Below are 14,655 nucleotides of genomic sequence, written 5' to 3'. Positions count from 1 at the left end.
AAGACTATCGTCCGTTGGCCTTGCGCCAAACAGCAAAATCCTTCAGCGTTTGCTCGTCGGTCGCGGGATAGAGTCCCAAGATGCTGCGGCCCTTGCGCACCTCCTCGGTAACAAAATCCTCGAATGCGGTCATCTCGACCGCCTCGTCGGCGATCTCGTCCGCCAGATGCGCGGGGATCACGATCACGCCATCGCTGTCGCCGAGAATGACGTCGCCGGGAAACACCGGCGCGTCGCCGCAGCCGATCGGCACGTTGATCTCGATCGCCTGATGCAGCGTGAGATTGGTCGGCGCGCTCGGGCGATGGTGATAGGCAGGAAAGCCGAGATTGGCGATCTCAGACGAATCGCGAAAGCCGCCATCGGTGATCACGCCGGCGCAGCCGCGCTGCATCAGCCGCGTCACCAGGATGGCACCGGCGGATGCGGCCCGGGCGTCCTTGCGGCTGTCCATCACCAGCACCGCGCCGGGCGGGCAATCCTCAACCGCCTTGCGCTGCGGATGGCCGCGGTCGCGGAACACGTCGATCTTGTTGAGGTCCTCGCGCGCCGGCATGTAGCGCAGCGTGAAGGCTTCGCCGACCAGCACCGGTTGGTTCGGGCCGAGCGGATGCACGTCCTGAATCATCTGGATGCGGAAGCCGCGCTTGAACAGCGCGGTGGCGACGGTGGCGGTGGAGACGGTCTTGAGTTTGTTGCGGGTGGCGTCGCTCAGTTTTGTCATTTCATGCATCCCAGTTGTTCGTCATTCCGAGGCGCATGAAGCGCTGCGTCCCGGAACGACGATGTTGCTTGTTCAAACCGCCCCGTGCGACTCCACATACAGCGCGTAGACCGAGTGGCAGCTCGTCATATAGAGGCGGTTGTTCTTCGGGCCGCCGAAGGTGAGATTGGCGCAGCGTTCCGGCAGGCGGATATGGGCGAGCGGCTTGCCGGCCGCACTGAACACCATGACGCCGTCGAGATCTTCCGACTTGCCCTTGAGCTGGAACACCTTTCGGCCGCCGGCCTCGGTCGGCTCGGATTGCAGCGCGCCGTTGGAGCCCCAGCCGCACCACAGATTGCCGTCACGGTCGACGCGGAAACCGTCGAGTGCGCCCTGGTCGGCGGCATCGATCAGCTTGGTCTTGTTGCCGACCGTGCCGTCGTCATTGACGTCAAAGCTCCAGATGCTGCGGTTCGGCGTGCCCTTCCACTCCACGACATAGAGCTTCTTCTCGTCGGGCGAGAACGCCAGCCCGTTGGGATTGACGATATCGGTAATGACGGCCGCGAGCTTGCCGTCCTTGGTCAGGCGGTAGACGTTGGTGGTGGCCTGCTCGGGCTTTTCCTTCTTGCCTTCCCACTCGCCATTGATGCCGAACAAGGGATCGGTGAACCAGATGGTGTCGTCGGACTTCACCACGATGTCGTTCGGCGCGTTCAGCCGCTTGCCCTCGAACTTGTCGGCCAGCACGGTGATCTTGCCGTCCTTTTCAGTCCGGGTGATGCGGCGGGTGACCGAATGTTCGCAGGTGACGAGCCGGCCCTGGCGGTCGCGGGCGTTGCCGTTGGCGTAGTTGGCATTGGCGCGGAAGACCGAGGTCTGGTTGGTCTTCTCGTCGAACTTCATGATGCGGTTGTTGGGAATGTCGGAGAACAGGAGATAGCCACCCTCGGGAAAGTAGGCCGGGCCTTCGGCCCAGCGCATGCCGGTCGCGACCTGCTCGACGGTCGAGGAATAGATCCGGTATTTTGCAAAGCTCGGATCGAGGATCTGCACCGCCGGATCGGGGTAGCGCTGGTTCGGCGTGAACGGGAACGATTGCGCGCCGGCGGTGCGCGCGACAAGCGCGGAAGCGGCAGCGGCTCCTGCGCCAGCGAGCAGGTTGCGTCGAGTCATGGTCATTGGTCGTCCTCCCCTGTGATGCTTTTTGTTTGGTCTCGGCTCTTCGTCTATCCGCGTCATTGCCTGCAACAAACGTAAAATGTTTGTGCAAGGGAGTGAACCGACGAAGCAATCCATTCTTTCTTTGCGCGGTGAGATGGATTGCTTCGCTGCGCTCGCAATGACGGCGGTTAGTAAATCGACGGCTCGCTGACCGGCGCTCCAAACCCGGTCTCCAGGAAATCGAAATCGCAGCCTTCGTTAGCCTGCTTGATGTGGCGGGTGAACATCCAGCCATAGCCGCGCTCGTAGCGCGGCTCCGGCGCCTTCCATTCGGCGCGGCGTTTGGCCAACTCCGCCTCCGGTACATCGAGGTTGATGGTGCGCGCGTTGACGTCGAGCGTGATCTTGTCGCCGGTGCGCACCAGCGCAAGCGGCCCGCCGACATAGGATTCCGGCGAGACGTGCAGGATGCAGGCGCCGTAGCTGGTGCCGCTCATGCGCGCGTCCGACAATCGCACCATGTCGCGTACGCCCTGCTTCACCAGTTTGGTCGGGATCGGCAACATGCCCCATTCCGGCATGCCGGGGCCGCCCTGCGGGCCGGCGTTGCGCAGAATCAGGACGTGATCGGCGGTGACATCCAGATTGGGATCGTCGATCGCCTTCTTCATCGAGGGATAATCGTCGAACACCAGCGCCGGCCCGGTGTGCTTGAGAAAGCGCGGCTCGCAGGCGCTGGGCTTGATCACGCAGCCATCGGGCGCGAGATTGCCCTTGAGTACGGCCAGCGCGCCCTCCCTGTAGATCGGATCCATCACGGTGCGGATGACGTCGTCATTATAGACCTCGGCGCGGGCGATGTTGTCACCGAGCGTCTGGCCGGTGACAGTCATGACGTCGAGATGCAGATGCTCCCTGATGCGGCTCATCAAGCCGGGCAGGCCGCCGGCATAGAAGAAATCCTCCATCAGATATTTATCGCCGCTCGGCCGCACATTGGCGATCACGGGCACCTTGCGGCTCGCCTTCTCGAAATCGTCGAGCACGATATCCTGGCCTGCGCGGCGCGCCTGCGCGATCAGATGGATGATCGCATTGGTTGAGCAGCCCATCGCCATCGCGACCGTGATCGCGTTCTCGAACGCTTTGCGGGTCTGGATCTTCTCCGGCGTCAAGTCTTCCCACACCATTTCGACAATCCGTCGGCCGCATTCGGACGCCATGCGGATGTGGCCGGCATCGGCGGCGGGAATCGAGGAGGCGCCGGGCAAAGTCATGCCGATCGATTCCGCGATCGCCGTCATGGTCGACGCCGTGCCCATGGTCATGCAGGTGCCGTAGCTGCGGGCGATGCCGGCTTCGACATCGACCCAGTCCTTGTCGGAAATCTTGCCGGCGCGCCGCTCGTCCCAGTATTTCCAGGCGTCCGAGCCGGAGCCCAGCGTCTTGCCCTTCCAGTTGCCGCGCAGCATCGGCCCCGCCGGCAGATAGATCGTCGGCAGCCCCATGCTGGTCGCGCCCAACAAAAGGCCTGGCGTGGTCTTGTCGCAGCCGCCCATCAGCACGACGCCGTCGACGGGATGGCCGCGCAGCAATTCCTCGGCGTCCATCGCCAGCATGTTGCGATAGAGCATGGTGGTCGGCTTCAGAAACGATTCCGACAGCGACAGCGCCGGTAATTCCATCGGAAAGCCGCCCGCCATCAGGATGCCGCGCTTGACGTCGTCGACGCGGCTCTTGAAGTGCATGTGACAGGGCTGCGCATCCGACCAGGTATTGAGGATCGCGATGACAGGCCGCCCCTTCCACTCTTCCGGCGCATAACCCATTTGCATCGCGCGCGAGCGATGGCCGAAGGCGCGGAGATCGTCGGGCGCAAACCAGCGAGCGCTGCGGAGGTCGGCGGGGTTCTTCTTGCTGCTCATGACTGGGTGCCCCATTTCTGGACGGTGTTGCGCTCGATGGTGCGGAAGATCAGGTTCTCCACGATCAGACCAATCACGATCACGGTCAACAGGCCAGCGAACACGGCGGGAATATCGAGCAGATTGCGGTTCTCGAAGATGAACCAGCCGAGACCGCCCTGTCCCGACGACACGCCGAACACGAGTTCGGCGGCGATCAGCGTGCGCCAGGCGAACGCCCAGCCAATTTTCAGGCCGGTCAGGATCGAGCCGAAGGCGGCCGGGATCAGAATGCGCGCGACATAAGGCAGGCCGCGCAGGCCGTAATTGCGGCCGACCATGCGCAGCGTATTCGACACGCTCTTGAAGCCGGAATGGGTGTTGAGCGCGACCGGCCACAGCACCGAGTGGATCAGCACGAAAACCAGGCTGCCATTGCCAAGCCCGAACCAGATCAACGCCAGCGGCAGCAGCGCAATCGCGGGCAAGGGATTGAACATCGCCGTGATGGTTTCGAGAAAGTCGGTGCCGATCCGGGTCGAGATCGCGAGAATCGTGAAGATCGCCGCGAGAATGATGCCGGCGGCATAGCCCATGAACAGCACTTTTAGCGACGCCCAGGCGCGCAAGGGAATGGTGCCGTCGCGCACCTTGTCGAACATCGTCAGAATAGTGTCGTGGAAGGTCGGAAACAGCAGCGGATTGTCGAGGACGATGCCGTAGATCTCCCAGGCCGCGGCAAGGAAGATGATGATCACGGATTTGCGAACGAAGCCGTCGTTCCACAACAGCTCCAGCACCGTCAGCTTGCGCTCGACTTCCGACGGCACAACCGCCGCCAAATCAGCGGCATCGCGCAGCAGGATTTTTGCCTCACCCATCGCGTGCTCCCTCAATGTGCCGTCACGGCGTCGGCGAACAAGAGATCGTGGATCTGCTTTTCCAGCCGCGCGGCGCTGCCGTCCTCGCTGGATACCCGATCGACATCGATGACCTCGGCCTTGACCCGGCCCGGATGCGGCGACAGCAGCAAAATGCGATTGCCGATCTTGATTGCTTCCGCGATCGAATGGGTGACGAACAGGACGGTGAATTTGGTTTCCGCCCAGAGCTGCAGCAATTCGTCCTGGCAAGTGCGCCGCGTCAACGCGTCAAGCGCGGCGAACGGCTCGTCCATCAAGAGAATATCCGGCTCCATCGCCATGCCGCGCGCGATTGCCACACGCTGCTTCATGCCGCCGGACAGCGTGTGCGGATAGGAGTCAACGACGCGGGTCAAACTGACCTTCTCGATATAGGCGCGCGCCCGCGCCTCGGCTTCCTTGCGCGGCAGCCGGCGCGTCATCAGCAGCGGAAACATCACGTTTTCCAGCACCGTCTTCCACGGCAATAGCTGATCGAACTCCTGAAAGATCATCATCCGGTCGGCGCCAGGCTCGGATATTTCGCGGCCGCCAATGCGCATCTTGCCTTCGCTCGGCTTCATGTAGCCGCCGACCGCCTTCAACAGCGTCGACTTGCCGCAACCGGAGGGGCCGAGCAGCACGAAGCGGTCGGAACGATCGACCGTGAAGCTGACCCGCTCGGTCGCGGTCACGACCGCGCTCGAGGTCTTGTAGCGCAGCGTTACGTCACTGACATCGAGAAGCGCGGTCATGGCGATCAATTGCCCTTCAGGTCGTGCGCGACCGGCAGGTAATAGTCGGTCCATGCTTTGGGCATGGTCTTGAGCGTCCCGACCTTGGACAGATGGGCGGCGAACTTCATGGTGCCCTGCGGCTGCAGGTTCCACTCCATCATGCCCGGCTCCTTCAGCCATGCCAGCAGATCCTCGGCGCTGGTCTTGTCGCCGGTGACCTCCTTGTAGATCTCGACCGCGGCCTTGGTGTCGCTGCGGATTAAATCCTGCGCTTCCTTGGTGGCATCACGCACGGCCTGCACGATCTTCGGATTGGCGTCGGCGAATTTGGTCGTGGTGAAGAACTGCGCCTGGCTGAGCGGACCGCCCATCACGTCCGGCGAGGACAGCACCACATGCGCGCCGGGCACGTTCTTCAGTTCGAGGAAGGTGAACGGCGGGATGGCGAAGTGATTGCGGACCTCGTGCTGCGCATTGGTCATGGCGACATAGGCATCGGGATGGCCGAGCTGCACCGTATTGGCGTCGAGCTTCGACCACTGGTCGGCGCCGAAGGCTTCGGCGGCTGCGATCTGCAGCACGATCGCCTGCGTCGAGACCTTGACCGTCGGCACCGCGATCTTGTCGTTCGGGCCGAAATCCTTGATCGACTTGATGTGCGGATCGCGGCTGATCAGCGTCATCGGCTGCGCCGAAGTGGCGACGATGCCCTTGACGCCGCCGCGGGTGCGGTCCCACAGCAGCAGCAGATTGCCGGTTCCGGTATTGAGGATATCGACGCTGCCGGCGAGCAGCGCATCGGTCTGGGCGCCGCCGCCGCTCAGGTTGATCCATTTCGTGGTCACGCCGGGCACGCCGAGAGAGGCTGCGTGCTTCTCGATCAGCTTGTGCTTTTCCATGATGTGCGAGGGCATGTAGAAAATGCCCGGCTGCCGCGACAGCGAAATCTCTGATTTCTGCTGGGCCAGCGCCGCCGCGCCCGGCAGCACCATGGCGAGAACCATCGCGGCGCCCGCGCAGGCGCTCCACACCCTGTTTTTCATTGTGCATCTCCTCCGGTCTATCGTTGACGCTCTTGGGGGAGATGCACTAATGTATTAGTGTATCTGAGGCAAGCCCCTTCTGGAACGACCGGCTCGAATGGCACCACCGCAAGTCGCTCCCCGCCGCGTTACCCCGCGCTCCGCCGACCGGCTCGATCGCGACCGTCAGGCGGCGCCGCAGGTGTTCGAGCGCCTGCGCGGCATGATCATTTCGCTGGAATTGCCGCCGGGGTCGCCGTTGTCGCGCGCCGCGCTGGCCGGACAATTCGGCGTCAGTTCGACGCCGATCCGGGATGCGCTGATGAAGCTCGAGGAGGAAGGACTGGTCGACGTCTTTCCGCAATATGCGACCGTGGTCAGCCGGGTCGACGTGCGGCTGGCGCAGCAGGCGCATTTCCTGCGCCAGGCCGTCGAGCTCGAAATCGTCCGCATGCTGGCGCTGCGTCATGACCAAGCTTTCGCCGCCGAACTCAACGCGACGATCGCCCGCCAGCAGCAATTCGCCAAGGCCGGCGACTTCGAAAAATTCATGGCCGCCGATAACGAGTTCCACGCCCAGCTCTATGCCGCCACCGACAAGCAGGACATCTGGTCGCTGGTGCGCAGCCGCAGCGGACATATCGATCGCTTGCGCCGGATGCACCTGCCCTCACCCGGCAAGGCGCAGGATATCGTGCGGCATCACAAGCTGATTACGAAGGCGATCGGTGCCGGCGAACCCGAAGAGGCGCAGAAGCATCTGCGCACCCACTTGTCGGGCACGCTCAGCGAACTCGCCCAGATTCGCTCGCGTTATCCGGAATATCTCAGCAACTGACGGCAAGCGGCCTCGCTGCGTCGTTCGCACCGACGAATCACGCTCGCTGCGCCTGGCCTGTGTCTGCCTGACATCATGCGCATAAGGGCATTTTATAGGGACTTTCTGACGGTGCGGCCGGAACGCCGCCGCAGGGGAACCAGTTGCAGCAATGCGGGGATTCGGCAAGACTCGATCGCCGTGCACTTGATTCCAGCGGGGCCCGGAGAACTTTTACTTTGGCACGAATATTGGTCGTGGATGACGATGCGGCGGTCCAGATGACCATCCGCCTGCTGCTGGAGCGTGCCGGCCACAGCGTGGTCACGGCGAATGACGGCCGAAAAGGTCTCGCCCTGTGTCAGACCGGAGATTTCGATCTGCTGTTCCTCGACATTTTTATGCCGGGAATGGACGGATTTGAAACCATGCGGATGGTTCGTCAGCACCAGCCGCAAATGCCGATCATCGTCATCTCCGGCCGGCCGGTCGCCTCGGAATCGGACACGGCCCCGGACTTCCTGACCATGGCGACCAAGCTTGGCGCGGTCTCCAGTCTGCAGAAGCCGTTCCGGCCCGCCGACCTCCTGGCTGCCGTCACGGGCTGCCTGGAGGCCGCCGAACGTGACTTGCCGCCGCGCAGCGGTGTTGCTTCCTCCCCGTAATGCGCCATAGCATCGGTTTAGTCCGACGGATTTGCCGGCCGGCGCGGGAGGGCGAGCGGGCACCGACATGACGCTCACAACGAGGCTTGCCATCGCGATGATTGCGTTGGTCGCGATCGCGGTTTCCGCGGTCGGATGGCTGAGCTATCGCAACCTGGAACAGGCGCTCCTGCTGCGCGCCCGCGACCGCATCGAGACGCAATCACGGCAACTTGCCACCGACCTCGAATACTACGCGGCCAGCGCAACCGGCGATGTTGCGAGCTTTCGTTCCGCAGCGGCGCTGCACGGATTGATCCGCGCCCGCAGATCCGGCGGTATAGATCCGGTCGATGGTGTCTCCGAAAAGACCTGGCGCGACCGCCTTGCCTCGGATTTCGCAGCCGAACTCGAAGCCAAGCCCGCCTATGCGATGCTTCGGATCATAGGCGTTGACGATAATGGCCGGGAGCTTGTCCGCGTCGATCGCGCGGGACCGAATGATACGGTTCGGATTGTACCCGAAGAGGGATTGCTGAAGAGAGACAGTCGCAGCTACTTCCCGGCAACGATCCGGCTAAGCCCCGGACAAATCTACGTCTCGTCGCTCGATCTGGGTCGCCGGAACGGACTGATCGAGGAGGTGCACAGGCCGACGCTTCGCATCGCGACGCCGATATTTGCAGACGACGGCAAACGGTTCGGCCTTTTCATGATCAATCTCGACATGCGGCGTGCGTTCGACCGCATCAGGTCGTCGGTATTGCCTGGCGAGACCATATACGTCGTCAACAAGGACGGCGACTACCTCATTCATCCCGATCGCTCGCGCGAGTTCGGCGCGTTGCTCGGCAAGCCGAACAACTGGAAAGCCGACTTCCCGCATCTGGCGTCGCAGGCCGGGGCAATGCAAGCCAGCGCTGATATCGTGCCCGATCAAGCCGGACAGCCGGGTGGAATAGCCTTCGCGCCCGCGCTTCTGGCGGGGGTCGAATGGGCTGGCGTCATTCAAACGGCGCCCAACTCCGTCATCATGGCGCCGGCCACGAGCATCAGAAATGCTTCCCTTCTGGTCGGCGGCATCGCGATGTCGGGCGCGGTCGTGCTGGCCCTGCTGGTCGCGAGATCGCTGACCCGCCCGATCGTCCAGTTGACCGAAGCCGTGCAGGGCGTGGCCAGTAACAAGAGGATCTCCATTCCGGTCGAAGCACGCGGGGAGACCGGCGTACTTGCGCGCGCGTTTGCGCAGGCGATCGACGAAGTGAATGCGAAGACCGCCGCTCTCGAACGCGAGGTGCAGGAGCATCGCCGCACCGTGGCCGCGCGCGACCATCATGCCGAGCGCGAGCGACTATTCAGCGCTGCGGTCGAATCGTCCAACGATGCCATCATCACGACGTCGCTCGACGGCACCATCACCGGCTGGAACTCGGCAGCGGAGCGGCTGTTCGGCTACAGCGCGGCGGAAGCCGCGGGCAAGAACATCACCCTGCTCGTACCCAAGGACCGGCTGCCGGAGTTGCAGGACGCGTTGCGCCGGATCAGCTGGGGTGAAAGCATCGAGCACAGCGAAACGGTGCGCCTGCGAAAGGACGGCAGGCGGCTCGAAGTTTCGCTCAGCATTTCCCCGATCAAGTCGCCCTCGGGAGCGATCATCGGCATCTCGAACGTGGCGCGCGACATCACCGAAGCCAACGAGACCCGGCAGGTGCTGCGGCAACAGACCGAAGAGCTTCGCCGCATTTTCGAGACCTCGCAGGATCTGATCATGGTGATGGATTCCCGCGGGAACCTGGTTCAGATCAGCCCGAGCTGCAAGGCGATATTGGGCTACCGGCCGGAGGAAATGATCGGCCGCAGCGGGGAGGACTTCATCCATCCCGACCATCTCGAGAACTCGCGGCGGGAAATGCGCGCGGCGCGGCGCGGCGAGCGTCCGAAGCTTTCCGACACGCGCTGCATTCACAAGGACGGCCGAGAGGTATGGCTGTCATGGCTCGGAACATGGTCCGAGCCAGTCAGGCGCTTCTTCTTCGTCGGCCGCGACATGACCGAGAGCCGGCTGGCACAGGAGGCGCTGCGCGAAAGCGAGCAACTTGCCCGTGGCATCGTCGACACCGCGCTCGACGCCTTCGTCCAGGTCGATGAGCAGGGCTTCATCCGGGACTGGAATGCGCAGGCCGAAAATATCTTCGGCTGGCCGCGCGATGAAGCATTCGGGAAGAATGTGTTCGACCTGATGGGCCGGCGGGACGGGCAAGGCCCCCTCAAGAAAGCCCTGGAAGCCTTCCTGCTTTCCGGCGGCGAGGCGGTCCGTCAGCCCCGGCGCGAACTTCAGATCAGGCGGAGGGACGGGAAGGAGATCACGGTGGAGCTGAGCATCGCCGCGCTGAGGACGCGCGGCGGCTTCGTATTCAACGCATTCGTCCGCGATCTCACCGACAAGATCGCCGCCGAGGACAGGATCCGGCAGGCCGAGAAGATGGAGGCGATGGGGCAGCTCACCGGCGGTATCGCGCACGACTTCAACAACATCCTGACGGTGATCACGGGAACGATCGAAATTCTCGCCGATGCCGTCAAGGGTGAGCCGCAGCTTGCCGCCATCACGCGAATGATCGACGAGGCGGCATCGCGCGGCGCCGATCTCACCCAGCACCTGCTCGCCTTCGCGCGCAAGCAGCCGCTCGAGCCGAAGGTAACCGACGTCAACACGCTGATCATCGACACCGCGAAACTGCTGCAGCGAACGCTCGGCGAGCATGTCGAGATCGAATCCGTGTTCGAGGACGAGACGTGCCCGGCGATCGTCGATCCCAATCAGCTCGCCACCGCGATCCTCAACCTGGCCCTCAACGCCCGCGACGCCATGCCAGATGGCGGCAAACTGATCATCGAAACCGGCTTCGTCGTGCTCGACGAGAATTATGCGAGGATGCACAGCGACGTCCGGCCGGGCCGCTACGCCATGATCGCGGTGAGCGATACCGGCACCGGCATCCCCGCCGCGGTGCTCGACAAGGTGTTCAATCCGTTCTTCACCTCCAAGGGCCCGGGCAAGGGCACCGGCCTTGGACTCAGCATGGTGTACGGCTTCGTCAAGCAATCGGCGGGCCACATCATGATCTACAGCGAAGAGGGCCACGGCACGACGATCAAGATGTACCTGCCGCCCGCCATGGGCACCTTGCCGGCAACCGAGGCGACGCTGGCGCCGACGGTCGAGGGCGGCCACGAGACCATCCTGGTGGTGGAAGACGACAAGCTGGTGCGCGACTATGTGCTGGCGCAGCTGCACTCCCTCGGTTACGTCACGCTGGATGCGGCGAACGCGACCGAAGCTCTCGCGCTCGTCCACGCCGGCCACGCCTTCGACCTTCTGTTCACCGACGTGATCATGCCCGGCATGAACGGCCGCCAGCTGGCCGACGAGATATTGAAGGTAAAGCCCGAGTTGAAGGTGCTGTTCACGTCGGGCTATACCGAGAACGCCATCATTCACCACGGCCGGCTCGATGAAGGCGTGATGCTGCTCGCCAAGCCCTATCGGAAATCCGACATGGCGATCATGATCCGGAAAGCGCTCACCGATTGAACGCGGCCACCGCAGATCTGCGCCGGGTGCACCGGTTTGTCTGCGATCAGGCCACTGCGCCCGCGATCAGATCTGGCCCTGACGCTGGGTGGTCATCACGATGCGGACCAGATCGGCGGCATTCCGCGCGCCGAGCTTCTTCATGATATTGGCGCGGTGATCCTCGATCGTGCGCGGGCTGATCCCGAGATGCCGCCCTGCTTCCTTGTTGGAAGCGCCGGCGGTGAACTGCTCCAGCACCTCGCGCTCGCGCCGCGTGAGCGGTTCCCGCCCCGGGAAATGCATGGTCGCAATCCGCGACGGCGCGTTCTGCGCCTGCCGGCGGGCGTAGGCCTCGATCGCCTCATCGAGCCTTGCCACGATTTCGCTGCCACGGAACGGCTTCTCGATGAAGTCCAGCGCGCCGTTCTTGATGGCGCTGACCGCCATGGCGATGTCGCCCTGCCCTGAGATCATGAAGATCGGCGCAGGATAGTCCTCGCCATGCAGCTCTTTCAGAATATCGAGACCGGACTTACCGGGGATATGCACATCGAGCAGGATGCAGGCTGGCGTTCGCGTTCGTGCAATCGCCAGCAGCGCGGCGCCGTCGGCAAAACAGATGACCTGATAACCGCCTGCCGTCAGAACCATCGAAAGCGTGTCGCGAACGGCAGGGTCGTCATCGACTACGAAGATCTCCCCGCGGGAGGGGGCCTTTTCAGCCATGTTCCATCGTCCATGCGTGGTTGAATGTGACTCACACTCGGATAACGGTATTCAACACCATACCGGACCGTATTTGTACGGGACCACGGCTTAACGCACAAGTAGCAACGCACGCCTAAAAACGTAACTAAGGAGTGCACTCATGCTGAACGCAGCTGGCGACGGCGGCGCACCGGCGTCCCACGACCCGAATGACGCCCGCCACGCCGTGGTTTCGGACCTCGCCGGCCTGATTGAGCATGTCCAGAGCAGCCTGCGGCGGATTGAAGAGATGATCGCCAGGAATACCTCAGCCGGCGGCCCGGAAAGTTCCACCGGCGTCATCGTCCTCGACGACGTGTCGCCTCGCTACATGAAGGCGGCCGCCGCGGTGCAGGCCTGCGAGGTCAATCTTGGCATCGCCCTGCGCTCCCTGCTCGGCTCCGGCGCGGACGATCCATACGCCGCCAGCCTGCCGACGCTTGCGGTCGTCGGGGCATAAGGACGGCACGGCGCCGTCCTGCTGGAGCCTCGGATGTTCCCGCAAATTTTCTCCCCGGCTTTCCCGCGCCATTAACCACCTGCTGCGATCGCTGCCTGGTGTCCGGCATGCCATCGGCGCTCGGACCCGGATGCCGCCACGACGATGGAGAAGCTCGACGTAGCGCTCAACAATATGAGCCACGGCCTTGCTTGTTCGGGCCGGACAACCGCCTGCTGCCGATCTAATCGGCCGGTGGGAACCGATCGCACCTTAGGCTTCCGCTTCGGCCTTTGACGAAGCACCCGATTTCTTCTTGCCGTGCTTGCCGCGCAGGAAGCGAATGTCCATTTCCGTGCCGTTGACGCGAACAAGCTCGCAACGGCGGTAGGCGAGGCCGGTCGAGGACAAGAGCAGGAAGAACTCCTTGAGATTGAGGCCTTGAATGGAGCCTTCCACCGTCAGCGTGGCGTCGGTGTCCGAGATCGCGTTGAGCTGGCAGTCCCGCCGCCAGGTGCCGTCGATCGCCATGAGGCAGACGTCATAGCCCCGGCTGAACGTGACCCGCTCCGCGCCCTTGCCGTCTTCCGTCATCGCTCACCGTCCCGCCATCGCGGCGATTTTAGGCATCGACGCGCCGGCCTGCGGGGATGCCGCCCGTGCACCGCTCGGCCGATAGAGGCCGCGCTTGTCCGGGAACGGCTTGAACACGTCGGTCAGGCCGACGACCGTTTCCGCCGCGCCCAGCACCAGGAAGCCGTCCGGCTCCATCGCCTTGGCGAGACGGCCGAAGATGTTGATCTTGGTTTCCTGATCGAAATAGATCAGCACGTTGCGGCAGAAGATGACGTCGAAATTGCCGAGCAGGGAGAAGTCGTGCAGCAGATTGAGCTGGCGATGCTGCACCATGCCGCGCAGCTCCGGACTGATCTGCCACAATTCGCCGTTCTGCTTGAAATATTTGACGAGCAGTTGAATCGGAAGACCGCGCTGGACCTCGAACTGGCTGTAGATTCCCGATTTCGATTTCTCCAGCACTTCCTGCGACAGGTCGGTGGCGATGATCTCGGTGCGCCAGCCGGCAAGCGCCGGGCCCATTTCCTTCAGCGACATCGCGAGCGAATACGGCTCCTGGCCGGTCGAGCCGGCGGCGCACCATATCCGGATGCTCTTGCGGCCGGCACGCGCCTTCAACATCTCCGGCACGATCGTATCGCGGAAATGCTCGAACGGAATCTTGTCGCGGAAGAAGAAGGTCTCGTTGGTGGTCATGGCTTCGACCACCTGGGCGATGATCGATGACGACCCGCCCTTCATTTTCTGCACAAGTTCGCCGATGCCCGCCACGCCGCATTTGCGCGATAGCGGAAGCAGACGGCTTTCGATCAGATACTGCTTGTCTGCGGACAGATCGAGACCGGAATGATCCTTCAAGAGCTTACGCAGATACTCATAGTCTGGCGGGGTCACGGGTAGCCTCTCAAGGGCAAGCGGATAAGATTCAGATCAAGCTCTGGTCGCTCAGCTCGACCAGGCCGACTTCCTGGAACTTCGCGGCGACGATGTCCTTGTCGAACGGCTTCATGATGTATTCGTTGGCGCCGGCATGCAGCGCGCGCGAAATATGATCCATGCCGTTCTCCGTGGTGCAGAACACCACCTTGGGCACGTCGCCGCCGGGCAAGCGCCGCAGATGACCGAGGAATTCGTAGCCGTCCATCACCGGCATGTTCCAGTCGAGCAGGACTGCGGTGGGCATAGCGCCCTTGCAGGCTTCGAGCGCCTGCTCGCCGTCCTCGGCTTCGACGATCTGAAAATCCATTTCTTCCAGGATGCGGCGCGCGATCTTTCGCACCACGCTGGAATCATCGACGACAAGACAGGTTTTCATGTTGGCCTCCTTGCTTGACGCGCGGCGTTACGCTGCGAGGGTTGTTTTCGGCACGATTTCGAGAACGCGATCGACGTCGAGGACGACCATGAGCTGGCCGTCGAG

The 14,655-nt window shown here is 63.0% G+C and carries 14 protein-coding genes; 4 read left to right on the top strand and 10 right to left on the bottom strand.

Going from position 1 to position 14,655, the window contains the following annotated elements:
* Positions 1-4: 4 nt before the first annotated feature.
* From CQ14_RS24060 to CQ14_RS24035, 6 genes are all read right to left on the bottom strand, one after another.
* On the bottom strand, positions 5-724 hold the full coding sequence (locus CQ14_RS24060; RefSeq protein ID WP_057860525.1) for a ribonuclease activity regulator RraA: 720 nt from the start codon (positions 722-724) through the stop codon (positions 5-7).
* A 72-nt stretch (positions 725-796) separates the two neighbouring features.
* Entirely contained in the window at positions 797-1,888 is a 1,092-nt protein-coding gene (locus tag CQ14_RS24055; protein ID WP_057860327.1) for an SMP-30/gluconolactonase/LRE family protein, read from the bottom strand.
* Positions 1,889-2,058: 170 nt separating this feature from the next.
* Positions 2,059-3,795, bottom strand: a complete 1,737-nt coding sequence (gene araD / locus CQ14_RS24050; protein WP_057860326.1) for an L-arabinonate dehydratase — start codon at positions 3,793-3,795, stop codon at positions 2,059-2,061.
* Positions 3,792-4,655, bottom strand: a complete 864-nt coding sequence (locus CQ14_RS24045) for an ABC transporter permease (RefSeq protein WP_057860325.1) — start codon at positions 4,653-4,655, stop codon at positions 3,792-3,794. The genes araD and CQ14_RS24045 overlap by 4 nt, the downstream gene beginning before the upstream one ends.
* An 11-nt stretch (positions 4,656-4,666) precedes the next feature.
* A complete protein-coding gene (locus CQ14_RS24040; RefSeq protein WP_057860324.1) occupies positions 4,667-5,431 on the bottom strand; it encodes an ABC transporter ATP-binding protein in 765 nt (254 codons plus the stop codon).
* Between the two features lie 5 nt (positions 5,432-5,436).
* The gene (locus CQ14_RS24035) at positions 5,437-6,417 is read right to left on the bottom strand and encodes an ABC transporter substrate-binding protein (protein WP_245320487.1); all 981 of its coding nucleotides are present in this window, start codon (positions 6,415-6,417) and stop codon (positions 5,437-5,439) included.
* Positions 6,418-6,553: 136 nt separating this feature from the next.
* Here CQ14_RS24035 and CQ14_RS24030 point away from each other — a divergent pair, with 136 nt between their 5' ends.
* From CQ14_RS24030 to CQ14_RS24020, 3 genes are all read left to right on the top strand, one after another.
* Positions 6,554-7,273, top strand: coding sequence for a GntR family transcriptional regulator (locus CQ14_RS24030; protein ID WP_057860322.1), 720 nt, complete (start codon positions 6,554-6,556; stop codon positions 7,271-7,273).
* 218 nt (positions 7,274-7,491) lie between these two features.
* Complete coding sequence (locus tag CQ14_RS24025; protein WP_057860321.1) at positions 7,492-7,917, top strand: response regulator; 426 nt, start codon at positions 7,492-7,494, stop codon at positions 7,915-7,917.
* A 67-nt stretch (positions 7,918-7,984) separates the two neighbouring features.
* The gene (locus CQ14_RS24020) at positions 7,985-11,491 is read left to right on the top strand and encodes a PAS domain S-box protein (protein WP_057860320.1); all 3,507 of its coding nucleotides are present in this window, start codon (positions 7,985-7,987) and stop codon (positions 11,489-11,491) included.
* Positions 11,492-11,557: 66 nt separating this feature from the next.
* Here CQ14_RS24020 and CQ14_RS24015 read toward each other — a convergent pair whose 3' ends face one another.
* The gene (locus tag CQ14_RS24015; RefSeq protein ID WP_057860319.1) at positions 11,558-12,199 is read right to left on the bottom strand and encodes a response regulator transcription factor; all 642 of its coding nucleotides are present in this window, start codon (positions 12,197-12,199) and stop codon (positions 11,558-11,560) included.
* A 142-nt stretch (positions 12,200-12,341) separates the two neighbouring features.
* On the opposite strand from CQ14_RS24015, the gene CQ14_RS24010 reads away from it, so the two are divergent.
* Positions 12,342-12,680, top strand: a complete 339-nt coding sequence (locus CQ14_RS24010) for a hypothetical protein (protein WP_057860318.1) — start codon at positions 12,342-12,344, stop codon at positions 12,678-12,680.
* A 252-nt stretch (positions 12,681-12,932) separates the two neighbouring features.
* Here CQ14_RS24010 and CQ14_RS24005 read toward each other — a convergent pair whose 3' ends face one another.
* From CQ14_RS24005 to CQ14_RS23995, 3 genes are read right to left on the bottom strand one after another with little or no spacing between them, the layout of a single operon-like run.
* Positions 12,933-13,253: a hypothetical protein gene (locus tag CQ14_RS24005; protein ID WP_057860317.1), complete on the bottom strand. Its 321-nt coding sequence runs from the start codon at positions 13,251-13,253 to the stop codon at positions 12,933-12,935.
* A gap of 3 nt (positions 13,254-13,256) precedes the next feature.
* A complete protein-coding gene (locus CQ14_RS24000; protein WP_057860316.1) occupies positions 13,257-14,129 on the bottom strand; it encodes a CheR family methyltransferase in 873 nt (290 codons plus the stop codon).
* Positions 14,130-14,160: 31 nt separating this feature from the next.
* Positions 14,161-14,550, bottom strand: a complete 390-nt coding sequence (locus CQ14_RS23995; protein ID WP_057860315.1) for a response regulator — start codon at positions 14,548-14,550, stop codon at positions 14,161-14,163.
* Positions 14,551-14,655: the final 105 nt, after the last annotated feature.

It is taken from the genome of Bradyrhizobium lablabi, from assembly GCF_001440475.1.
In the GTDB taxonomy this organism is placed as follows: domain Bacteria; phylum Pseudomonadota; class Alphaproteobacteria; order Rhizobiales; family Xanthobacteraceae; genus Bradyrhizobium; species Bradyrhizobium lablabi.
Note: the sequence above shows the minus strand (reverse complement) of the source record. Positions and strands in the feature narration are given on the sequence as shown.